The 22,260-nt window shown below is 45.3% G+C and carries 18 protein-coding genes; 9 read left to right on the forward strand and 9 right to left on the reverse strand.

The window, feature by feature from the left end:
- Window positions 1–98 precede the first annotated feature (98 nt).
- The 3 genes from B7360_RS03830 to B7360_RS03840 all read left to right on the forward strand — a co-directional run bounded on the left by B7360_RS03830 (window position 99) and on the right by B7360_RS03840 (window position 2,649).
- Complete coding sequence (locus tag B7360_RS03830; protein ID WP_031815906.1) at window positions 99–476, forward strand: DUF3316 domain-containing protein; 378 nt, start codon at window positions 99–101, stop codon at window positions 474–476.
- A 102-nt stretch (window positions 477–578) separates the two neighbouring features.
- Window positions 579–1,271, forward strand: coding sequence for a heavy metal response regulator transcription factor (locus B7360_RS03835; RefSeq protein WP_005392236.1), 693 nt, complete (start codon window positions 579–581; stop codon window positions 1,269–1,271).
- Complete coding sequence (locus tag B7360_RS03840; protein ID WP_085342748.1) at window positions 1,264–2,649, forward strand: heavy metal sensor histidine kinase; 1,386 nt, start codon at window positions 1,264–1,266, stop codon at window positions 2,647–2,649. Before B7360_RS03835 ends, B7360_RS03840 begins: the two co-directional genes overlap by 8 nt.
- 53 nt (window positions 2,650–2,702) lie before the next feature.
- Here B7360_RS03840 and B7360_RS03845 read toward each other — a convergent pair whose 3' ends face one another.
- Window positions 2,703–3,785, reverse strand: a complete 1,083-nt coding sequence (locus tag B7360_RS03845) for a glycerol dehydrogenase (RefSeq protein ID WP_025631419.1) — start codon at window positions 3,783–3,785, stop codon at window positions 2,703–2,705.
- A gap of 353 nt (window positions 3,786–4,138) precedes the next feature.
- On the opposite strand from B7360_RS03845, the gene dhaK reads away from it, so the two are divergent.
- From dhaK to ptsP, 3 genes are read left to right on the forward strand one after another with little or no spacing between them, the layout of a single operon-like run.
- Window positions 4,139–5,197 carry a dihydroxyacetone kinase subunit DhaK gene (dhaK, locus tag B7360_RS03850; protein WP_085342749.1) on the forward strand — a complete coding sequence of 353 codons (1,059 nt, stop codon included), beginning with the start codon at window positions 4,139–4,141 and terminating at the stop codon, window positions 5,195–5,197.
- Window positions 5,198–5,212: 15 nt separating this feature from the next.
- Window positions 5,213–5,848 (forward strand): dihydroxyacetone kinase subunit DhaL, encoded by a 636-nt coding sequence (dhaL, locus tag B7360_RS03855; RefSeq protein WP_053304323.1) that lies wholly within the window; start codon window positions 5,213–5,215, stop codon window positions 5,846–5,848.
- Window position 5,849: 1 nt separating this feature from the next.
- A complete protein-coding gene (gene ptsP / locus B7360_RS03860) occupies window positions 5,850–8,249 on the forward strand; it encodes a phosphoenolpyruvate--protein phosphotransferase (RefSeq protein ID WP_085342750.1) in 2,400 nt (799 codons plus the stop codon).
- Between the two features lie 78 nt (window positions 8,250–8,327).
- Here ptsP and dhaR read toward each other — a convergent pair whose 3' ends face one another.
- The 6 genes from dhaR to B7360_RS24970 all read right to left on the reverse strand — a co-directional run bounded on the left by dhaR (window position 8,328) and on the right by B7360_RS24970 (window position 16,958).
- Entirely contained in the window at window positions 8,328–10,253 is a 1,926-nt protein-coding gene (gene dhaR / locus B7360_RS03865) for a dihydroxyacetone kinase operon transcriptional regulator DhaR (protein ID WP_085342751.1), read from the reverse strand.
- A gap of 148 nt (window positions 10,254–10,401) precedes the next feature.
- Window positions 10,402–10,932, reverse strand: a complete 531-nt coding sequence (locus B7360_RS03870) for an MltR family transcriptional regulator (protein ID WP_012841150.1) — start codon at window positions 10,930–10,932, stop codon at window positions 10,402–10,404.
- 57 nt (window positions 10,933–10,989) lie between these two features.
- Window positions 10,990–12,138, reverse strand: a complete 1,149-nt coding sequence (locus B7360_RS03875; RefSeq protein ID WP_085342752.1) for a mannitol-1-phosphate 5-dehydrogenase — start codon at window positions 12,136–12,138, stop codon at window positions 10,990–10,992.
- 112 nt (window positions 12,139–12,250) lie between these two features.
- Window positions 12,251–14,203, reverse strand: a complete 1,953-nt coding sequence (locus B7360_RS03880; protein WP_085342753.1) for a PTS mannitol transporter subunit IICBA — start codon at window positions 14,201–14,203, stop codon at window positions 12,251–12,253.
- Between the two features lie 602 nt (window positions 14,204–14,805).
- Window positions 14,806–16,554 (reverse strand): lysophospholipid acyltransferase family protein, encoded by a 1,749-nt coding sequence (locus B7360_RS03885; RefSeq protein ID WP_006742750.1) that lies wholly within the window; start codon window positions 16,552–16,554, stop codon window positions 14,806–14,808.
- Between the two features lie 137 nt (window positions 16,555–16,691).
- Window positions 16,692–16,958, reverse strand: coding sequence for a hypothetical protein (locus B7360_RS24970; RefSeq protein ID WP_041852999.1), 267 nt, complete (start codon window positions 16,956–16,958; stop codon window positions 16,692–16,694).
- Between the two features lie 163 nt (window positions 16,959–17,121).
- Between B7360_RS24970 and B7360_RS03895 the strand changes: the two genes are divergently transcribed.
- Window positions 17,122–17,841, forward strand: a complete 720-nt coding sequence (locus B7360_RS03895) for an SIMPL domain-containing protein (protein ID WP_006742751.1) — start codon at window positions 17,122–17,124, stop codon at window positions 17,839–17,841.
- A 53-nt stretch (window positions 17,842–17,894) separates the two neighbouring features.
- Here B7360_RS03895 and B7360_RS03900 read toward each other — a convergent pair whose 3' ends face one another.
- On the reverse strand, window positions 17,895–18,944 hold the full coding sequence (locus B7360_RS03900; protein ID WP_005392211.1) for a DUF4382 domain-containing protein: 1,050 nt from the start codon (window positions 18,942–18,944) through the stop codon (window positions 17,895–17,897).
- Window positions 18,945–19,173: 229 nt separating this feature from the next.
- On the opposite strand from B7360_RS03900, the gene B7360_RS03905 reads away from it, so the two are divergent.
- Window positions 19,174–19,449: a hypothetical protein gene (locus B7360_RS03905; RefSeq protein ID WP_048626615.1), complete on the forward strand. Its 276-nt coding sequence runs from the start codon at window positions 19,174–19,176 to the stop codon at window positions 19,447–19,449.
- A 93-nt stretch (window positions 19,450–19,542) separates the two neighbouring features.
- Here the strand turns inward: B7360_RS03905 and B7360_RS03910 are convergent, their stop codons facing one another.
- On the reverse strand, window positions 19,543–20,346 hold the full coding sequence (locus B7360_RS03910; RefSeq protein ID WP_085342754.1) for a MetQ/NlpA family ABC transporter substrate-binding protein: 804 nt from the start codon (window positions 20,344–20,346) through the stop codon (window positions 19,543–19,545).
- A 500-nt stretch (window positions 20,347–20,846) separates the two neighbouring features.
- Here B7360_RS03910 and B7360_RS03915 point away from each other — a divergent pair, with 500 nt between their 5' ends.
- Window positions 20,847–22,253: a site-specific integrase gene (locus tag B7360_RS03915; RefSeq protein WP_085342755.1), complete on the forward strand. Its 1,407-nt coding sequence runs from the start codon at window positions 20,847–20,849 to the stop codon at window positions 22,251–22,253.
- Window positions 22,254–22,260 lie beyond the last annotated feature (7 nt).

Consider the following 22,260-nt stretch of genomic DNA (forward strand, 5'->3'; position numbering starts at 1 on the left):
TGCTTTCATGACAAAAATGTCATTTTGTTGAAAGGATGGTGTCAGAGGCGGTGTTCAATAATGACCTCATTGAAAACAAGCACTCAAAGGTTAACAACATGAACGCAATCAAAACTGCTCTTTTTGTAACGGTAATGGCAATCACTAGCGCATCTGCATTCGCTCAACCACTTTTCACTGGTGGTAACTACGTGAGCCGCGAAGAGATGAAAACCATCTCAGTTACGCCGACAGCAACGTCAGATGAGGCTTATCAACAGGCACTGTCTGAACTCAATTCACTTAAAACCATGACGGCTCGTGAACTGAATAAAGAGCTCAATATCCTGACGTTTAATGTGAAGTCTCGCAGTACGCATTTAAAAGATGGTGGCTTCGTGACCGTGCAAGAACGCATGAATGAAGATGGTCAGTTGGAATATTTGGGCAAAGTGAATGTCAAAGTGCATTATGCCGAACGCGATAACAATCGATAATGGTTTGCCAATGGGGAAGAGTATGGTGTGGTTCACATCATGCTCTTTTTCGATCTTTATACTAGGTTCTCACCCTCCCGCTAACACACTAGGTAAGTAAAGTTGAAAATATTGATCGTCGAAGATGAGCACAAAGCCGGAGAATATCTGCAAAAAGGTTTGATTGAATCTGGGTATGTGGTGGATTTAGTACATGATGGGGTCGATGGGCTGTATCACGCTACCAGTGAAGAATATGACTTAATCCTCCTCGACATTATGTTGCCTAAACTCGATGGTTGGCAGGTGCTTAATACATTGCGCAGTAGTGGAATTCACACCCCAGTGATCATGCTGACAGCGAAGGAGCAAGTGGAAGATCGCGTGCGCGGTTTTGAGCTGGGTGCCAATGACTATGTGGTAAAACCTTACGCGTTTGCGGAGCTACTGGCGCGTATTCAAAACGTATTTCGTCATCATATTTCCGCGCAAGTGGTCGCATCGCCGCAAACATTACGTGTGGCAGATTTAGAACTTGATATGATCAAACGCGTTGCCACGCGCGCGGGGCAGTCGATGTCGCTTACCGCCAAAGAATATGCCCTGCTTGAGTTGTTGATGCGCAAAACTGGCCAAGTGCTTTCACGTACCACTATTGCGTCGTTAGTGTGGGATATGAACTTTGACAGCGATACCAATGTGATTGATGTGGCGGTCAAACGTCTGCGTAGCAAAGTGGACAAACCGTTCGATAAACCACTGATTCACACAGTCAGAGGGATGGGCTACAAACTCGAAGAGAGTTGTGATGCCTAAGTTTTCGCTGCCTTTTTCCATGAAAAATAAGCTCGTGCTGATGTTTGTTAGCATGACGTTCGTGACCTATTTTTCTTTGGCTTTCATCCTACAGTACGCCATTGAGCGCCACTTTTATTCGCAAGATTTCAGCTATATTTCCAGTAAGTTCAATGCCATTGAGAAAGCGTTAAAACGCTCGCCAGAGGATGTGTTCAAGCAAGCGAATAACAGCACGCTCTACATGTGGGTGTTTGAAGGCAAGCAGAACGTGTATCAGAATTCGAGCCTGACGATTCCTCAGAACCGAGCCTATAGCATTAGCTCACCTCAGGTTTTAAATCACGAGCGCGCCATCGAATGGAGTGAGGACTCGCTGAATATCCGCGCGTTTGCGTTTCAAGCTGGGGAGTATCAGGTGGTGCTCGGCATGAGTATCAACCACCATATTTTGTTTTTGGATAAACTCGACTGGATTTTGTTTTGGGCGCTCGGTTTGGCGTTTGTGATTTCTTCCGCGTTGAGCGGTTGGATTGTAAAACGTGGGTTGAAGCCGATTGTGGGGTTGAATCAGCACATTCAACAGATATCCCCAGAGCAAATGGGCATTCGTCTCGACCCCGATTCGTTGCCAATAGAACTGCGCGAGTTAGCCAACAAACACAACGCGATGCTCGATAGGTTGCAAACTGGTTTTCGCCGCTTGAGCGAGTTTTCTTCTGATATAGCACATGAGTTAAAAACGCCACTCACCAACATTACTACGCAAAATCAGGTCATTTTAGGTGCATGTCGAACGCCTGAGGAATATCAGGATGCGATTGCCTCAACGTTAGAAGAACTCAACCGCATCACGAAAACCATCAACGATTTGCTCTACATTGCCAAGGCTGAAAACAAGCTAATTCATCGCCATGACGAAGTGTTTGCGGTGCGGGAGGAAATCGACCGCTTGGTCGCGTATTTTGAAATATTGGCCGAAGATGCCGAGGTTCGAATCGTGAACTCAGGCGACGGTCAGCTCTATATGGACAAAAACATGTTTGAGCGTGCGGTGGGCAATTTGCTCTCCAACGCGATTCGTCATGCGTATGCTGATTCAACCATTGTGATTGACGTTCAAGTGGTTGATGAATGGGTGACGATATCGGTCAGCAACCAAGGTGACACCATTGCCGAGCAAAACTTACCGTACCTTTTCGACCGTTTTTACCGCGCAGATAAGTCTCGCCAACATGTCGGCAGCGTCGGTGCAGGGCTAGGTTTGTCGATTACCCAATCTATCGTGCAAGCGTATGAAGGACAGATAAAAGTAACATCAGATAACGAAAAGACGCAGTTTGTCATGATGTTGCCATCGTCAAGTGTCAATGGAAGTGATAAGTCAGTTGAAGCATAAAAGGCAAGCTAAGGCTTGCCTTTGGGACTCAAACTTGTTTGAAGTTATTTGGGTTATTGACCCAGTTGATGAGCGGTTAGAATTGCAGAGTAGACATTTTCTGCCGTCACTGGGAATGGCATATTGTGGATGGTTTCTCCCTCGGCCGTTGAAGCTTCGGCGACCTCGCGCAACTTATCGTGATTAAGCTCTTTAACGCCCATATCAAATAAGTTGGTTGGTAGACCTACAGATCGGCAGAAGGCGAGAACCGTATTAATCTCTTCCATCGCTGCGTTTTCTAACACCAATTGAACAAGCGTGCCGAACGCGACTTTCTCACCATGATAGAGATGGTGACACTCTTCGAGCTTGGTTAGGCCGTTATGAATAGCGTGAGCGCCTGCTAGGCCACTGCTTTCAAAACCGATACCGCTTAGGTATGTATTGGCTTCAATAATATTTTCTACCGCTTTGGTGCTCACACCATTTTCTACCGCAGCTTTTGCTTTTAAACCATCTTCAAGCAAGGTTTCATAGCAAAGTTTCGCAAGCGCTTGTGCTGAACGCGTCGCTAACCCACCGGCCATTGTTGCCTTACCAGAGGTCATGTTGGCACGAGCTTCAAAGTAGGTGGAAAGCGCGTCGCCCATCCCCGATACCAGTAGGCGAACAGGGGCTTTGGCGATGACTGATGTATCCATGATGACCATGTCTGGGTTTTTAGGGATCATCAAGTATTCCGCAAATTCACCTTCTGGTGTGTATATCACCGCAAGAGCAGAGGTTGGCGCATCCGTCGAGGCAATCGTAGGAACCACCACGACAGGAATTTTGGTGTAAAACGCAACGGCCTTTGCTGTATCTAAGGTTTTACCACCACCAATACCGACAATGACATCATGTTTTTGAGTCGCACAAATGTCCGTGATGCGTTCAATCTCAACGCGCGAACATTCGCCACCAAAAATGTTCATAGTGAGTGGAAGCTTCTCGTCAGCAAAGCTTTGTTTGACGTCATCACCAACCAGGTTAGTCACGAACTCATCGGCAATGACTAACGGACGTTCACCTAATGTTTTCACATAGTGAGCGATAGATGTAAGTACTTGTTCACCTTGGACGTATTTGCTTGGGCTGATAATAATTTTGTCCATAATTCAAACCTTTAACCTTTTTTATGTGTGTTTTGGACTGCAATGAATATCCATTGTAGGGATAAGGTTTATATTAGGTTTGGTGTGGTAGGTGGTGAAGGATATCTCTGGTTTTGTTCCATGCTTTTATGACCTCTGTGTCAAACCGACTGTCAGAAGTAATAAGCATCAGCATGCTTTATGGCGCCGATCACTATTCAAGCGAATCTGTCGTTTTTCGTTTCATATTGAAACGAAAATTCCGAAGTCGTTGTTTCAATATGAAACGGATTGATTTTTGTTGAGCACGTTTTTTCTCTGTTTAAGATGAATTCATACCCTACATAAAAATATAAATGGAATGAGATAGAACGATGAAAAAGTTAATTAACCAAGTCGATGATGTTGTATTGCAGCAAATGGAGGGCCTGGCATTGTCCCGCCCTGAGTTAAAAGCTAACTACGAACCTCGTTACATGTGGCATGAGGAAACGCCGGGGCAAGTGGCATTGGTTTCTGGTGGTGGCTGTGGTCATGAACCTTTGCACGCAGGTTTTATTGGTAAAGGTATGCTGACAGGCGCCTGCCCAGGAGAGGTATTTACTTCACCTACGCCAGATCAAATGTACGAATGTGGTAACCAAGTGAATACTGGTGAAGGCGTGCTGTTTATCATTAAAAACTACACCGGCGACGTGTTGAACTTTGAAACGGCCGTGGAGCTCCTTCATACCGATGGCATCAAAGTTGGGTCGGTGTTGGTGGATGACGATGTGGCCGTAAAAGACAGCCTGTATACCGCTGGTCGCCGTGGCGTTGCTGGAACGGTATTGGTTGAGAAGTTAGTTGGGGCTGCCGCGAACAAAGGTTATTCGTTGGAGCAATGTGAAGCACTGGCTCGTCGCGTTAATAATCACTGTCGTTCATTTGGCGTGGCGCTTAATGCTTGTGTTGTGCCAGCGGCGGGTAAACCATCTTTTGTTCTGGAAGATGATGAAGTGGAGTTTGGTGTTGGTATCCATGGTGAACCAGGTATCAAGCGAGTGAAATACACCGACGTCGATACGTTAGTGGATGAGATGTTTGCTGAAGTTGCTGAAAACACACCTTATCAGCGCACATTGCGTATTTGGAATCGTGACGAAGGTGAATGGGATGAAGTGGAATCCAGCATTGAGCCTTTCGCCGCTGAACACGACTACATTGTGATGGTGAATGGTATGGGCGGAACGCCAATTTCTGAGCTTTACGGAGTGTACCGCCGTCTTGCCCATAACTGCGAGCAAGCGGGGTTCCGTATCGTGCGTAATATGGTCGGTAACTTTTGTACGTCACTTGATATGGAAGGCGTTTCAATTACGTTGCTGAAAGTAAATAAAGAGATGTTGGAGCTGTTTGATGCTCCTGTCGATACGGCTGCGATCAAGTGGTAACAAGGGGGAGCAAACATGCAAATTGAAAAACAACATATCGTTCACTGGTTAGAGTTATGTGCAAAAACGTATCAAGAGAATCAAGATTTTCTGACCGACCTTGATCGTGATATTGGTGACGCAGACCATGGTCTCAATATGAACCGAGGCTTTAAAAAAGTTGCTGAAAAACTGCCGCAATTTGCGGACCAAAATATCGGCAGCATTCTCAAGAATACGGGCATGACTTTGCTTTCTAGTGTCGGTGGGGCAAGTGGCCCGCTGTATGGCACGCTGTTTATTCGCACGGCTGCCGCTGTCGGAACTCGAGAGCAATTAACGTTTGAAGAGTTAGTGGATGCACTAAAAAGCGGTGTGGATGGCGTGGTGTCTCGTGGTAAAGCGGAACTGGGTGATAAAACCATGTGTGATGTTTGGTTACCCGTTTTAGTTAGCGTGAAGGCGTCGTTAGAAAATGGCATGAGCGCCGATCACTTACTGAATGAAATGGTTGAGCTAGCAGAAACGAGTGCGGTTGCCACGATTGAAATGTTGGCGAAAAAAGGGCGAGCAAGCTATTTAGGCGAACGCAGTATTGGTCACCAAGATCCCGGTGCAACCTCTTCTTTGTTAATGATTAAAGCACTACAGCAGGCAATAGCAGGTAATTAAGATGGTGGGAATTGTAGTTGTATCTCATAGTCGTCGCCTTGCAGAAGGGGTGGCAGAACTTGCCACCCAAATGACGCAAGGCAAAGCCAAGCTTGCGATTGCGGCTGGGATTGATGATCCAGAGAACCCGATCGGAACTGATGCTATTGCCGTGATGGAAGCGATTGAGCAGGTACAAGATCAACAAGGGGTTGTTGTATTGATGGATCTTGGCAGCGCGTTGCTTAGCACGGAAATGGCTCTGGATCTGATTGATGATCATGTGAGGGAAAATGTCACCCTTATCTCGGCCCCTATTGTTGAAGGAACCATGGCGGCGTCGGTGGCTGCTGCCGCCGGACTACCTTTATCGACGGTAGTCGAAGAGGCACAGAATGCGTTAAGCGTAAAACGAGAGCACCTTGGTGAGCAGCCACTAACATTCGCTGAGATAGCGCCAGTATCAGAGAACTTTGAACACGAGCGGACATTTGATTGGGTAGTGCAAAATCCGCATGGATTACATGCTCGTCCCGCTGCGGCTATTGTTGGTGCACTCGCGCCTTTTGACTGCCAAGTATGGTTGAAAAAAGGCGAGCGCCGTGTGAACGCGAAAAGCTTAAACAGCATTGCGAAACTTGGCGTTCGTAGTCAAGAGGCGATCACCCTATGCGCACTCGGCTCTCAATCTAGTGAAGCAGTTCAGGCATTTGAAGCCTTAGCTCATGAGCACTTCGGAGAAAAAGAGGCGGTTGAGCAAGGTATTGTCGAACCTGAAGAAAGCTCGGATACTTTGCTCGATGACATGGCCCCAAGTCAGATTGAAGGTGCTGTTGTTGGTATTCGAGTCAATGACGGTATCGCTACTGCTCCTGCTGTCCTTTTTACTCATGAAATGCCAGCTGTGCCTGAACGTGATTTCCAAAGTGAACAAGATGAAATTGAACGGGTTAAGCGTGCGATAGGCGTGGTTGTTCAACATTTGCAGGAGCAAGCGAAGCAGCCGAAAGGGGAAATATTTTCCGCTCATAGCATGATGCTCAGTGACCCAGAATTATGGGCATCGGTCGAGTCGCGAATTCAAACGGGCATGATAGCCGAGCAAGCTTGGGTAGAATCACTGCAAACGTTGGCCGAAGAGTTTCGCCAGGCAGAAAGTCAGTACATGCGGGAACGCGAAGCAGATGTGCATGATATCGCACGCCAAGTTATGGTCGAAATGACAGGCGTAACGCCTAATGCCATCGACATTCAGGAACCGAGTATTTTGTTGGCCCGCGACCTGATGCCTTCTGATGTGGCCGGGCTTGATAAATCGAAAGTGCTTGGTATCTGTTTGAGTGAAGGAGGGAAAACCTCTCACAGTGCGATTCTTGCTCGTGCGATGGGGATTCCTGCCATCGTTAAAGCTCAGGGCTGCCTTGATGCTGTGCGTGCTGGTCAAGTGGTGACTATTGATGGCTTCCGAGGACATTTATGGTTCTCTCCTTCGGATTCCGTACAGCAGGAATTAGAAGCGCAACAAATTGAGTGGCAAATCTCCCGACAAAGTGCGCTAGCGAGTGCTCAGCAAGCCGCAGTCACCTGTGATGGCGTCCATATTCCAGTATTCGCCAATATTGGTGGACCGAAAGATATTGATGATGCACTAACATCAGGAGCTGAGGGGGTTGGTCTATTCCGGACTGAGTTTCTGTTTCAAAACAGTGATGAGTTGCCGACTGAGGAAGCGCAATACCAAGTGTATCGTGATATTGCCGCCGCACTTGGTGATAAGCCACTTACGATTCGTAGTCTAGATGTTGGCGGTGATAAGCCTTTAGCCGCTTACCCTATGCCATCGGAAGATAATCCATTTTTAGGTTTGAGAGGGGTGCGGTTGTGCCTTCAACATGAGTCATTGTTTACCGCCCAACTTCGAGCCATTCTGAGAGCTTTTCACGAGCAACCGAATATTCAATTGATGATACCGATGGTGGCTCAGGTTGAAGAAGTGAGAAAAGTAAAAGCGCTGTTGGCACATCAAGCAAACCAACTCGGCTTGGATGCGACTCATTTGCCTGTCGGTATTATGATTGAGGTACCCGCCGCGGTATTAAATGCAGATGCGTTAGCACAAGAAGTCGACTTTTTCTCTATTGGCACCAATGATTTGACTCAATATGTTATGGCAGCCGATCGAGGCAACGCCGCCGTTGCCGAATTGGTGAACTACTTTGAACCATCGGTACTAAAAGCTATTGAACTCACGTGTGCAGCAGGCGATCGCGCGGGCATACCGGTCAGTATGTGCGGTGAGATGGCAGGCGATCCAAATGCCACAGAAACATTGCTTCGTGTTGGGTTACGAAAATTCAGCGCCAGTGCGAGTTTGTTGCCGGGACTAAAAGCGCAGATTCGTCAGTTGTCTGTCGATGTTTAATCGATACCTTTATCGTTAGTACACGTATACCGGCGTGCTTACGCCGGTTTTACTTTTGTAGGAACGCCACTTCTTGGCTTAATACAGCTTCATTTGCTCCTGCAGCCCAAACTTATTAATTTTTCTCCATAAGGTCGTGCGGCCAATTTGCAATGCTTTCGCCATATCATGCATTTTGCCATCACACTGATTCCAAGCCTGAACAATCGCTCTTCTCTCGGCTTCTTCTAACGTGATTACTGGCGTATTTTCTGCGGTATGGCGAGAATTCAGTTTAATGTCTTCAGGAATATCGTTCAGCTTGATTAAGTTGGAACTGCGGTTCAGCAAAATTCGCTCAGTTCGGTTTCTTAATTCAGAGTTGTTGCCTGACCAACGAAAATTCATCAACGCTTCCAGTGCGACTGGCTCTATCGAGATCGTCACATTGTGGCGGCGTTCATAATGGCTGATAAGTTGCTGGACGAGAAATTCAATGTCTTCTTTACGCTTTCGTAGTGGTGGAATATGCAGCTCGTTCGAGGAGATTTCATAATAAAGTTGCCGACCAAATGAGCGCTGAGTGACATACTCGCTGATCTCTGAAGCGGTGCTCGTAATAAGTTGAAAGTCTACGGGGATCAATCGCAAACTGTCGCTGCGGCTGACGAGCCCAGTTTTTAACAACTTAAGTAACACGGCTTGTAAATCGGGTGACAGATATTCCACCTTTTCCAAAAAGAGCGTGCCGCCGTGGGCGAGTTCAAACTTAGAGGGCATGCCTTGTCCTTCGTCGTAGCCTAGGGTTTCTTTGACCAGTTGCTCTGTATTGATGGAGCGGCAGTTGAGCGTAATGAACGGCCCTTCTTTGTAGGTGCTTTCGTTATGAATCGCCATGGCGAGAGTGGCTTTTCCTACACCTTCTTCACCTGTAATTAGAATCGGTGATTTGGACTTTATGGCCCGTTTTGCCACGGTAATGACATGCTTCATTTTTCGTGAAATGACGGGCAAAGTACTGAACGTATAGCGCGCACTGCCACCTATTTGTTGTTGAGCAAGTTCGCGAATTTTATCGATGGGGTGCAAAAACAATAAGTGCGTGCCGTCGTTGAGTGGACGCAAGGTAATGATCGCTTCAACAAACTCGCCACGAACCTCTACCGTTGTGAGCTTGCGGTTGATGCTTGCACCCGACTCAAGACTATTGAGGACATTTGGCGGGAAACGTAAAACAGAAAAGACTTCTTTATCCAAAACCTGACTGGCTTCAATGTTTAACAAACGCTCTGATTGATGATTTACCATGGTGATACGGCTTTCTTCATCCCAGGCAAGAAGGCCGTCATCCATGCATTCTAGTGTTGCGTTGTGAGCACAAGTGAGGCGGTTAATGTTTTCTTGTTCCGACTGAATATGGATTTGCAAACTGACTTCTTTCGCGCTCGACGCGATGATGACTAAGTTTTCTTTCTTATAGCTCTCTGCTTTTTTGAGAAGGCATGTTGTGCCGCGTAACTTGCCAAATTGGTCGAAAACAGGTGCTGCTACAGAGGCATAAGAATGTAAGTGGCGATTGAAATGTTCTGCTGCGAAAACTTCACTCGGGATATGAGTACTAATACAGAGATTGACCGCATTTGTGCCAATTTTTCCTTCAGATAGAAAACAGCCTTGTTTAATGCCGAGCGGCTGCATCTCTTGCTGCATAGAGTGATGTCCCACAACGGAAAGAACGCAGCCGTTGCCGTCAGTTACCATCAATAGCAGGTCTTCGTCTCCTAGCATGTCGTAAGTGTCTTCAAGTACGGTCGTGGCGCATTCGATGAGGTGCTCGTTGCGTTTCATCAGAGATGAGAAGGTAAATCCAGAGGCAATATGTGGCTTTGACCAGGTGTAAGGACTGCATTGCTTTATGCAACGCTCCCACGACTCAAGTACGGGAGTGCGGGAAAATTCTGGAGATACCCAATGGTGTTTCTGGAAAAACTCCCATTTGGTTTTAGTGTCTTCGATTGAAAGCATGCCATACCGTTTCAATACCAGCGATAGATTGGTCTGATATTACAGAGACATACGAATATGGACTGTGATGGCTTTCACGCACGTCATACAGAAAGGATACGCAAAGAAAAGAGGCTAGTAGAGAAGGCGTTCCTTGCCGGAGGTTGGGTTAAAAAGGGCTGTCCTTGCCCAGTTCATTGCAAATTTCGACAATGGCGAGCGAGAGACCTGATTTTATTATTTGTTGCTGGCGTTGAAGTTGGAGTTGATAAAACTCAAGATCGATGTCGTCATCAGGTTCGTTGACTTCTAATTGCACCATGCCCATTTTCTTTACCAGATGCAGCTTTTTGATTGGCTCTAGAATATTTGGATCAGTGAACTCGTAGTCCGATGCATCGCTATTGAGTCGGTTTTTAAGCTTAATGATGTCTTCAATATCATGATAAATATCGTCTGGGAGTACGCCTAAGCCAAATAGGAGTTTCAAACGAACGGAGAGATCGCCCAGCGGTCCGGAGTCTTGCAGTAGGGGACCAACAACCGATTGCACGGCGAAGTTATCTTTACGAAAGATCCTTTGTATTAGCCCGTCGATGGAATCGTTGAACACATCGACTGCTGCAATAAAAAAGCCTCGTACCGATGGCGCGCTGTTTAATCGTTCAATGATCTCGGTTTCGTTGATGTTATCTGCCATATACTGAGTAACTGTTTAAAATTATATTTATGGGGAGCAGAGCTCCCCTTGATTCGATTAAAGCTGGTGGTAAATCACTTCGATTTGAGCCACTTCAACACTGTCTTCAGCCAGGCCAGTGTACGTTGCTAGCGTTTTCTTTACGCCCACGGCTTTTAATGAGGTTTGTAGTTCCACCGCTTGTGGGTCGGTGTCGTTGGTGTATTTCAACGCCGCCGCGATCCCTTTCAAAAGTGTTTGATTTTCAGTGCCATACTCGATTGTACCGAGTAATGGCTTCACTAATCTATCATTTGCACCCAATTTACGAATTGGTTGTCGTCCAACGCGATCCACTTCATCCACTAAATATGGGTTGGCAAAGCGACCTAAAATCTTTTCGATGTAGGCATTGTGCATTTCACGGTCGAAGCCGTAACGACGAATCAATACTTCGCCACTTTCCTGCATTGCTTGTTTTACTTCAGCATGAATGCTTGGGTCTTCAATTGCTTCACGAATGGTACGGTGCCCTTTCAAACAACCTAAATAAGCGGTAATGCAGTGACCTGTGTTTAGGGTGAACAACTTACGTTCGACAAAGGCCATTAGGTTGTTGGTCTTTTCCATGCCTGAGATGTCAGGGATTTCGCCCTTGAATTGCTGTTCATCCACAATCCATTCACTAAAGCTTTCTACCGTGACTTCTAGTGGGTCATCGTTGGCGGCTTCTGCTGGTGGCACGATGCGGTCTACCGCTGAATCAACAAAGCCAACCAACTCGTCTGCTTTTGCATGCAATGATTTATCTAAGTGTTTGTACACTTCGCCTTTTAGGTGCGTAGTGCCACGCACCATATTTTCACAGGCGATGATGTTAAGTGGCGTGTTATTGCCAGCTTCAAAACGTTTGGCGATGCCTTTCGCGATGGTTTTCGCGATGATATCTAATACGTTTGGACCGACCGCTGTGGTAACTAAATCGGTTTTGACGATGCGATCAATCACGTCATCACTGGCTGAGTTTACGGCTGTGACGTGGGTAACAGTGTCGATTTGGCACTCGGTGCCCACGACTTTCACTTTGTATTCTTGTTTGTGACTCAGTTGATCGACGAGCGGAGCGTCCACGTCTGCAAATGTTACTTCGACTTCTGCGTCTGCTAAGAGTTTACCGATGAAACCACGACCAATGTTACCTGCACCAAAATGAACTGCGTTTTTCATAATTCTTACCTACCAATATATGAAAATGTTGACTTACGAAACTAGGGTGAGGCCAACCGCATAGGGGGTGACAGCTGACCTCATTTGCCTCAGGAGCAAATTAAAGGAGTAATTAAGCCGCTTGTTGACCGCCAAGGATGTTCAGAATCTCTTCCACATCGTTGGTGCTGGTTAGCTTCTCAATTGCTTCCGGCTCATCGAGCGCGTTCGTAATGGTGGTGATCACCTGGATGTGCTCATCGTTCTTAGCGGCAATGCCGATAACCAGTTTCGCGACATCGTCGTCATCTTCAGTAAATTGGATACCCGATGGGTATTGGCAGATTACAATGCCTGTTTTCTTCACGCGGTCTTTCGCTTCTACGGTGCCATGAGGAACCGCGATAGACTCGCCAAGGTAAGTTGGAACCAACGCTTCACGCTCAAACATCGCGTCTACGTATTCTGGTTCTGCGTAGCCAAGTTCAACCAATTTGTTGCCTGCAAAGCGAATGGCTTCTTCTTTGTTGGCTGCTTTCAAACCTAGGTGAATGTTCTCACGCTGGATTTGGAAAACCGATGGCTGCTGTGGCTCAAAGCAGTCGTCGTTCGCCGCCATGACTGACACTTTTACCATTTGGTCGTCATTGGCTGCGGATTGGTTTTGTGCTGCCAGTAACTTGGTGACTAGCTGGTTGTACATTTCGCTGTCTAGGAAGTTAGTCAATGAAATGTGGTGTGCGTTTGGAGCATGCTTACGTGCACGACCCGTTAAGTCTTTATGAGTAATCACGATATCTGCACTCTCTGGTAAGCTGTTAATGGCAAGGTTAGTTACGTGGATGTTCAGACCTGCGTCTTGAACCTTTTTGCGTAGCATGCTCGCGCCCATTGCACTCGAGCCCATGCCCGCATCACACGCGACAATGATGCTTTGTACTGTCGCTAGGTCTACGTCACCTTTGCTTTGGCTGTTTACCACCGCATCGTTTTCAGATGCAGATTTCATGTCTTTCATTTGTGATGTTGCTTTCTCTAGTGCTGCTTCATCACCGTCTTCTTCTGTTGACGTTTGTGTCTTCATTAGCAGTGCTGCTACGGCGAATGACACACCTGTTGCTGCTGCGATAGACGCTAGTACACCAACGATTGAACCTTTCTGAGTCATCAACAAGATTGCGAAGATTGAGCCTGGTGATGCTGGAGAAACGATACCTGCGTTAAACATAGTTAGAACGAATACGCCCGTCATACCACCTGCGATAGCCGCAAGGATTAGGCGAGGGTTCATTAGGATGTAAGGGAAGTAAATCTCGTGGATACCGCCGAAGAAGTGGATGATGGATGCACCGCCAGCCGTTTGGCGAGCCGTACCTTTACCAAACACCATGTAAGCCAGCAGAATACCTAGACCAGGACCTGGGTTCGCTTCGATCAAGAAGAAGATCGATTGACCAGTTTCAGACGCTTGCTGAATACCCAGTGGAGAGAAGATGCCGTGGTTGATCGCGTTATTTAGGAACAGGATCTTCGCTGGCTCAACAAAAATAGAAGTCAGTGGCAGAAGGTGCGCTGAAACAAGGAAGTTTACGCCTGCTGCCAATGCGCCTGAAAGCACTTTGACAAATGGACCGATAAGGAAGAAAGCCAAAATGGCGCACAGCATACCAATGATGCCCGCAGAGAAGTTGTTCACCAACATCTCGAAGCCGCTTTTTACTTTACCGTCGATGTAGTTATCGAATTTTTTGATTGCCCAGCCGCCCATTGGGCCGACCATCATTGCACCCATAAACATTGGGATGTCGGTACCGACAATCACACCCATGGTAGTGATTGCACCAACGACCGCGCCGCGATCGCCGCCCACTAATTTACCACCGGTGTAACCGATCAGTAGTGGCAGCAAGTAAGTGATCATAGGACCAACCATGGAAGCTAACGTCTCATTTGGTAGCCATCCGGTTGGGATAAATAGAGCAGTGATAAAGCCCCACGCGATAAACGCGCCGATGTTAGGCATTACCATGTTTGACAGAAAACGACCAAAATTTTGTATCTTGATCTTGGCATCTGGTGATATCATAACAATTCCCCGTTCGATGTTCTGATGAATATGTTGTCGTAAACGGTTCGCCAAAACCGCTTGTTTGATTGCTTAGTACCCAATCAATTTACCACACATTTTCCAATTGGAACTGACGACGGGTTTTTCGTGATCAACCCCCGCATTTCTTCGGATGAAAAGCATTTTTTAAGTGATGATGATCAATTAATTGATATGTAACTTAATAACAAAAAATGACTTTCAAATCTGTCAATAAAAATATTAGTGATCAATTCGATCTTCTGACAAATATAAAATTAAAATTCATTGTGATTAAGATCACCTTTAATTTCTTTTTCAACTCAAATTAAATGCTCGAAATGATCAATGTCACATTTTGTTTGACGTTAGGTTTGATTGAAAATGTGATCTATGACCATTTTGAGGTTTTGTGAAAGTTTATAACGTGAACGTTTGTGCGATGTTGGCGTTTTGGGATTAAAGCTTGAGATGACTGGCCTTTTTGCGATGAGTTTAACTAAACACTTTGTTTTTAATGTCTTATGGGTAAATAACGCATCACGCTGCTCGCGTTGTGTTGTTTAGAGCGATTTTGAGCAGCGCGATACCTCCGACGACGGTTAATGGTTCAGAGCTAAATACTCGCGCGCGTTTCCACTGCCCATGTAACGTGCAAGCGTTTTCTCAGGCACATCGCGTAAATCCACCATAATCAATCCATCCAGTGCGTTGTTAAACGCCGGATCGACGTTAAAACACACCAACTTACCATTCAAACTCAAATATTGGCGCAGTAATACCGGAACGCCTTTGCCTTCGTCAATTCGAGCGATCACGCGAGATAGCAACTGTAAATCTCCCAATGCGGTTAGCATGCTGGTATTCCAGTTTAAGTTGGTTTCTGGCAGTGGGTTTGACGGAGTGACGTATTCGGCGCAGTCGTTGTCGTAGTGGTGTAGGGTCATCGATTGTGCCAGCAATTGACGCGCGGTATGACTGTAATCGTTGCTGATGCTCACTGGGCCAAATAAGTGCGTGTATTCGGGATGTTGATGGACAAAAGTCGCTATGCCTTTCCAGAGTAAGAGTAGGGCACTCATGCTTTTTTGATATTGCTCGGCAATCACAGAACGACCCATTTCAATCGACTTACCCATTTGATCGAGAAAGCCTTGGTCATAGTTGAACAAGGTGCGCGAATACAATCCTTCTACGCCATATTTCGCCAATAATTGATCAACTAATCCAAGACGGTAAGCACCTACCATGCATTGGTTCTCACGATCCCACACAAATAGGTGCAGGTAATCATGATCGAAATGATCGATGTCTATCGCTTGTCCGGTCCCTTCGCCAACTTGACGGAAATTATGTTCTCGCAAGCGGCCAATTTCATGCAGGAGAGATGGGATCTGCTGCGCGCTGGCGCAATATACGTCGAACTCGCCACTTTGAAGCAATTGGGTTTCTGTCGGTAAGCTGTGCAGCTCTTCAAGCAATTGGCCTATGGGTAACCCTGCTGCAATAGGTAAGAGATCATTGTCTGAGACCGTTTGCTGAGTGGCACTTACATCGCGGTTAAGCAGGTAGGTGTTAAGCCTCAGATAATTGACGATCTGATCATCGTTGAGGTTATTGAGTTCTTTAAACTTGATTGCTTGCCCAAAGGACAACTCAATGGTTTTTGCGCTCTTGTTGAGCAGTTCTCTTCCCAACATCAAGGTGCGTAAAAGAGGGTGGATTTTACCTGCCATGTAGAAGCGTTTTGAGTTCTGACCACGAATGAAGACGGGAACAGTGGCGGCTTTGTTCTTACGAATTAACGCACTGACACTGCGGCTCCATTCTTTGTCTTCTAAACGCTGTTGTTTGGCATCCACTAACTGCGACACTTCACCCGCAGGGAAAACCAATAACAAGCCGCCATTCGCAAGGTGTTTGTTGGCTGCTCTGAGGGCCTTCATATTCGATTTGACGGCGTCTTTGCCTTCGAATACGTCGACACCAATAAAAAGTTGGTCGAGCTCTGGTACGGTTTTTAGGTACTGATTCGCTAAAATTTGGATATCGTCTCGTATCATCAATAGTAGCTCGGCGAGAATCACGCCTTCAACACAACCGAGAGGGTGATTCGCCACAATGACGGTTGCGCCTTGCTTTGGCACTGCGTCGAGCGAACCATGGGCAATGCGATAGTCGATCCCCAAAATATCCAGCGTAAATCGCAAGAAAGTTTTGGTATCCGCATTCACGGGGCGTTGGGCGTAGAATTTATCGAGCTGACTTAAACCTGTTGCCCATTCAGCAACGTTTTCACCAATGCCAAACGGCGTTTTACGAGGGAGACGAAAAGGGGTCGAACTATCCATATTTACCTCAGCGTACAAGTGGCTGATCGGATAGTAGAAATTACAGATGACAGTTCAGAGGCAAATCCATGAGCCTTTAGTGACAAACTGGTGAAGCTTTGTTGACTAAAGGCGAAGGGGATAGGACAGCTTTAGCGTTACGTTTTGTCGCCAGCAAACATCAGGATACTCAGAGAGTTGAGCGTTTCACCGAGACTTTCTAGTGAGCTCAAGACCTGTTTGGTCGGCTCATTGTCTAGCAGAATACGACCATCAAAGCGTTTCCCTTCGCATTGATCTTCATCGCACATACCTGCTTGGGGTTCTTGTGTTGAGTTGTCATCCATTACTAAGTCGTCAGTACTCAAACAAGCCGTTGAGACAAATAATCCGCTCAGAACTACCAGCCATTTTATTTTCAACATAATCTTAAAACTCACAATAAAACACCGTTCAATTGTAATTTATTCTATTCACCATTTCGAACGATATGACAAAAACTTGGCTTTAGGTCGCCATTTTCTGGCCATAGTTGAGCTATGTTATCGATACGACGAATTGTTACTTTTGGCGAAATTAGGAGGATGAATGGAGAAGATTTCCAATAGAGCGTCAATATGGCTCGGGCTGTGTCTGATAATTGGTTTAGGAGTATTGGGCTTTTTTATTCAGCAAACAGCAGTCAAATACAAAGCCTATGAGCGAGTGGTAACGGTGAAGGGATTGTCTGAACGAGAGTACTCTGCCGATACAGTGATCTGGCCAATTCAGTTCACCTTAGCGAGTAATGATATGGGGGCTATGTTTGATGACATCGATCAGCAAACGCGTTTGATTCTGGATTTCTTAAGTGCCAAAGGGCTCCCTGAAACGAGCGTTTCCCTTTCTTCTCCTGCTGTCATTGACCGAAAAGCACAGCAATACGGGAGTGAGCAAGATATCGAGTTTCGTTATTTAGCCTCGCGGACCGTTACGGTTTATAGTCAAAGTGTCGATGTGGTTCGAGCGGCAATTAATGAGATTGGTGAGCTAGGAAAACAAGGCGTACTGCTGAATCAGGACCCGTACGCGAACCGCATTGAGTACAGCTTTACTAAGCTGAATGATGTAAAGCCAGACATGATTGAAGAGGCGACCAAAAACGCCCGCGAAGTGGCGCAAAAGTTTGCGAAAGACTCACAGAGTTCATTGGGTAAGATCAAACGTGCCACGCAAGGGCAGTTCTCGATTTATGACCGAGATAGCAACACGCCTTACATTAAGAAAGTACGAGTGGTCTCAACCGTTCAGTATTACTTATCGGATTAAAATAATAGTCAAAAAGCCGCTCATCGTGTGAGCGGCTTTCGATAAGACGAGAGCTATAGGATAGGATTGATATCTTGCTCTGTATGCTCACCTTCGACCACATCAACAGGTGTGTAATGTTGATAAATCAGGAAGCCATCTTCTGATGTTTCATGGTTATCTGGTGTGTCAACATACGCGGTACAGGTGTACCCAATACTGTAGGTGCCTGGACCAATGTAACCAAACTCGTAGCTGTAGGTTGTATTACCTTCTTCGTCTTGCGATTCATTCACGTTAGCTACTGCAACTGGCGCTTGGAGTGGTTCCATCGCGCCCATATCGCCCATGGTTGAGCGATCCATCGAACCTGCGTAAAGATAGACTGAGTGAACGGCAGGAACGTCATTTATTGCATTTGATGCTGCACTGTCTGCTTCACACGCTTGATACTGAATTTCACTGACTTCACCACCGATATGACCTGATTCTGATGCGTTTACTAAGCTTACCGCATTAGAGTTCATGTTCATGTAATCTTTGCCCGTTGGATCTGCCAGACCTTTACGCAAATCAAACTCGACAACATAGCTATTATGACCAGTATGAACTTTTACATACTGACCTTTTTGCGAAAACTTCAAGCGACCTTGATCGCTCGTATCTGGTTTAAAACCAAAACAGCTGCCTCGGCTAGGCACAACTAAGCCTTTGATGTTGCCGTCTGTCTTCTCTACGTATGACAGCGTTGTATCGTTTAATTGTTTGCCGTCTTTAGCGTACACACACATAGCATAATCACCAGGAGCGATGTCTTGCTCGCTAATGATCGTTTTAGCGTTACTTCCCTGATATTCCATTAGATCAACTTGGTGTAGTGTTCCATTGTCACTAACATCTAACAGAATATGTTCTCCAGTCTGTTCGCCAGTTTCTGGGTCAAATGGTACAAGGACAACATCTTTAAACGCTAAGACGACTTTGTTGGCATCGTCGACAGGCGCATCGGAAACGCTGAGAGAAAAAGTGGCTGCCTCTGTATCGGATGAAGAGTCGTCGCTACCGCAGCCCGTCAATAAAAGACCACCTGAGATAGCAAGTAAAGGATAAGTATATTTTTTCATTATGACCTCTTGTTTACACTGCTGATAAATGTAAAAGGCTAGTCTCAAAGTCGAGAAATGATGTCATTGTATTGTGATAGAGAGGTCAATCTTCAATGGCGCTATATACAAGTCCTTTTTTATAAAACTAAGTTCTTAACTGTGATGAGGGGAGTTTGATGATAGTCAAGCTGGCTTCGTTCTTATGAGCGTAAGTTAGTATGACTTACTGCTAGAAGGAATTAGTATCATGGCATACAAGCACTTTATTAGAGAACTACTGGGTTTAGCGATCGTTGTCTCTGTCGTCTTTGGCGTTTTAGGTGTGATGTTAGAGCTCTTTGCACTGACGGCACTCTGGGAGCATCAGCAAGCGATAGCCGATGTATTCTTCCATGAATCTCTCTACTTTGTCGTATTTCTAATCCCACCATACTTCCTTTGGAAGTTGATTAACCGCCCTGAATTGGTTTCTGCGGACCAAGCTTATTTAGCAATGAGATTAGAGGCTGAAAGTCGACAATAAGCCGATTGAGTGAGGAATGAAAAGAAGAGGCTATGAGAAACATCAGCCTCTTTTCTATCTGATTAGTGAGCAAAGTATTCGTTGCTTTATTGATTAAAAAGCCGCTTCTATTGTGCCTTTGAACGTACGATCGAGATAATCACGAATTGCTTGAGATTGGTAAATAGAAACGAATTTTTTATACGCTTCATTATTTTTGTCTGCGTCACGAGTAGCGATGACCATGACGGCCAGCGGTGCGTCTTTTGCTTCAAGATAGATACTTTGTTTCTTCGGGTCTAAACCAGAAGACATTACGTAGTTCATTGTGATCGCAGCCGCGTCTACATCATCCAATGTTCGTGGTAACTGGGCGGCATCTACCTCGACAAATTCAAACGACTTTGCATTTTTTGTAATATCAGTTAGGGCTGCTTTGTGGCCAACACCTTGTTTAAGCTCAATTAAACCTGCATCGGCGAGTAGCAATAGACCACGACCACCATTAGTTGGATCGTTTGGAATTGCTATGCGTGCATTGTTTGGAAGCTCTTGTAATGAGCGATACTTGTTAGAATAAAGCCCCATGCGCATCAGAATGGATTGACCAATCATCACTAATTGGGCGTCATGACTATTGTTGAAGTTGTCTAAAAATGGTTGGTGCTGATAGCTGTTAATGTCGATGCTACCATCACTAAGCGCGGCATTGGGTGTCACGTAATCAGAAAACTCGATGACTTCTACATTCAAGCCTTGCTTCGCAGCTTCCTTCGCTACTGCTTCAACTACTTGAGCATGAGGCCCTACGGTTGCTCCCACTTTAATGACAGAGTTATCTTTTTCTCCACAAGCACTTAAGCCAACTACTGCCGTGAGAACCAAAGCTAGTTTCTTTAGGTGACGAATACTTTTCATTGTAACTCCATTTTTGTTTTAGACGTCCATACGTTTACATGTCCATCCTATCAGAAGTCGAAAAAGGGTCAATGGTTTAAATAGCGAGTAGACATTTTGTTTCTACGACTATATAGAAAGATTGGTAATAAGCGAAAAGAAAGAGAGGGTAGAATCGAGGAAGATGATAAGTTTGAAGTTGTTGAGGATATGAGCAACGAATTACTACACCCACAACTGTACCCAAAGTCAGCAGACACAAAAAAGGCGTAGTAGGTACTAACCTGCTACGCCTTTCGAAATTTGGTGGCCCCTCGCAGACTTGAACTGCGGACCAATCGATTATGAGTCGACCGTTCGTATAAAACCTATAATGTACTTACAACAACTTCCAACAATATCCTTGATAACTATAAGTTAAACTGTATTATTGTTCAAGTCGGTTTTAGTGTTAACCCCTTACAACTTACAACAAGAAAATGTAAGATAGTTAGCCATTGTAAGCAAGAGAGGTTAGGTAAATGAAGTTCAGGAAGCAATCTTACGCTCATCCTGTTCACCATGTTACGGTAAAGCAGAAAGTAAAGCTCAAGAGTGGAGTGATGAATCACTTTATTGTCCTTTACATCAAACCTCTTGGTTCAGAGAAGCCAATTGTATATAGAGAGTTAATCAACTACTTCGAGACAAATGGTAACAGCGGGTCTTGGCAACGCCAGGTAGCCCGAGCAATTGGCTTATTTTACGACTTTTGTGTTGAGAAGGCTCCAGTCTACAAGAATGACAACAATGTTGCTGACACCATAAGGGGCTTTATTCAGTGCTCATTATCTGGTGATTCTGGGTTGGGTTGGACTCCAAGTAGCGCAAAAACAGTCAGAAGGAATGTCGGTTATATTCTAGATTTCTCTCGCCATTTAGAATCGAATGGCACCCTGCCTAAATCACCTTCTAAGACGCATAAGGAGTACTTCTTTCGTGCTAGCCAAGTTAAGAATAACTCGTTCCTGAGCCATATTACAGACGTTAATAAGGTTGCTGCTAGGCTACAGGCGACATCAATAGATCACATATTCAAGTTTTCCAAGAGTACCACCACAACCTCCAACAAAGTGTCCCAGTTCCCAGAGGATTTGATTGAGCCACTTCTAAATGAAGGGTTCAAACTGCGAAATGGAAGAGAAAACATTGGTGCTAAGATGATTACAATGCTTTTGATTTTTGGTGGGCTAAGAGAGAGTGAGCCGTTCCATTTATGGTTTAACGATTTCAATATTTACCCTAGCTCGGGGAAGCTTGAAATCTCTCTTCATCACCCATCAGAATCGAGTTGTGATATCCCGCCATATAAAAATAAAAGTCGAGCGGAGTATCTTTTGGAGCGTGGCCTATTACCGAGAGATAACGATAACAACTCAAACTCTTATTATGCTGGGTGGAAAGACTTGGCTCTTGAGAAAGACTACACAACACCAATTAGATTAATTCATGAAGATGCTGAAATATTATTCGTTAAATTGTTTAAACAGTATATGCATGAAAGAGAAGTCTGTATGAGAGACTATAAAGCTAAGTATGGGTATGAACATCCATTCTTTTTTGTAAAAACTGGAGATGTGAATGATCTTGGTTCGCCTATGTCAATTAACTCTTATTTAAAAGCATTTAAACAAGCATGTAAGAGGCTTCGGAAATTAGGATATTATGTTGAATATGGAGCAAAAAATGGGATTGCACCGCACTCTATGAGGCATTGGTTTGCATCAATTTTGGAGGAGGCTGGAGTGCCTCCAAAAGTACTTCAAGATATGATGAACCATAGAAGTATCTTGTCACAAGAAATATATAAGTCAGCGAATAAACGAGCAATCGATGAAGCTTTGAAAAATGTTGCAGGTGTATATCTATTGTCTCTAAAAGGTATGTAGGTCTAAA

This window comes from Vibrio sp. ArtGut-C1, assembly GCF_002105475.1.
Lineage (GTDB): Bacteria > Pseudomonadota > Gammaproteobacteria > Enterobacterales > Vibrionaceae > Vibrio > Vibrio diabolicus.

What these genes read in the sequence shown, in the direction of transcription:
- B7360_RS03830 (WP_031815906.1), top strand. Translation starts at nt 99, where the DNA reads ATGAACGCAATCAAAACTGCTCTTTTTGTAACGGTAATGGCAATCACT.
- B7360_RS03840 (WP_085342748.1), top strand. Translation starts at nt 1,264, where the DNA reads ATGCCTAAGTTTTCGCTGCCTTTTTCCATGAAAAATAAGCTCGTGCTG.
- B7360_RS03845 (WP_025631419.1), bottom strand. Translation starts at nt 3,785, where the DNA reads ATGGACAAAATTATTATCAGCCCAAGCAAATACGTCCAAGGTGAACAA.
- dhaK (WP_085342749.1), top strand. Translation starts at nt 4,139, where the DNA reads ATGAAAAAGTTAATTAACCAAGTCGATGATGTTGTATTGCAGCAAATG.
- dhaL (WP_053304323.1), top strand. Translation starts at nt 5,213, where the DNA reads ATGCAAATTGAAAAACAACATATCGTTCACTGGTTAGAGTTATGTGCA.
- ptsP (WP_085342750.1), top strand. Translation starts at nt 5,850, where the DNA reads ATGGTGGGAATTGTAGTTGTATCTCATAGTCGTCGCCTTGCAGAAGGG.
- dhaR (WP_085342751.1), bottom strand. Translation starts at nt 10,253, where the DNA reads ATGCTTTCAATCGAAGACACTAAAACCAAATGGGAGTTTTTCCAGAAA.
- B7360_RS03870 (WP_012841150.1), bottom strand. Translation starts at nt 10,932, where the DNA reads ATGGCAGATAACATCAACGAAACCGAGATCATTGAACGATTAAACAGC.
- B7360_RS03875 (WP_085342752.1), bottom strand. Translation starts at nt 12,138, where the DNA reads ATGAAAAACGCAGTTCATTTTGGTGCAGGTAACATTGGTCGTGGTTTC.
- B7360_RS03880 (WP_085342753.1), bottom strand. Translation starts at nt 14,203, where the DNA reads ATGATATCACCAGATGCCAAGATCAAGATACAAAATTTTGGTCGTTTT.
- B7360_RS03885 (WP_006742750.1), bottom strand. Translation starts at nt 16,554, where the DNA reads ATGGATAGTTCGACCCCTTTTCGTCTCCCTCGTAAAACGCCGTTTGGC.
- B7360_RS24970 (WP_041852999.1), bottom strand. Translation starts at nt 16,958, where the DNA reads ATGTTGAAAATAAAATGGCTGGTAGTTCTGAGCGGATTATTTGTCTCA.
- B7360_RS03895 (WP_006742751.1), top strand. Translation starts at nt 17,122, where the DNA reads ATGGAGAAGATTTCCAATAGAGCGTCAATATGGCTCGGGCTGTGTCTG.
- B7360_RS03900 (WP_005392211.1), bottom strand. Translation starts at nt 18,944, where the DNA reads ATGAAAAAATATACTTATCCTTTACTTGCTATCTCAGGTGGTCTTTTA.
- B7360_RS03905 (WP_048626615.1), top strand. Translation starts at nt 19,174, where the DNA reads ATGGCATACAAGCACTTTATTAGAGAACTACTGGGTTTAGCGATCGTT.
- B7360_RS03910 (WP_085342754.1), bottom strand. Translation starts at nt 20,346, where the DNA reads ATGAAAAGTATTCGTCACCTAAAGAAACTAGCTTTGGTTCTCACGGCA.
- B7360_RS03915 (WP_085342755.1), top strand. Translation starts at nt 20,847, where the DNA reads ATGAAGTTCAGGAAGCAATCTTACGCTCATCCTGTTCACCATGTTACG.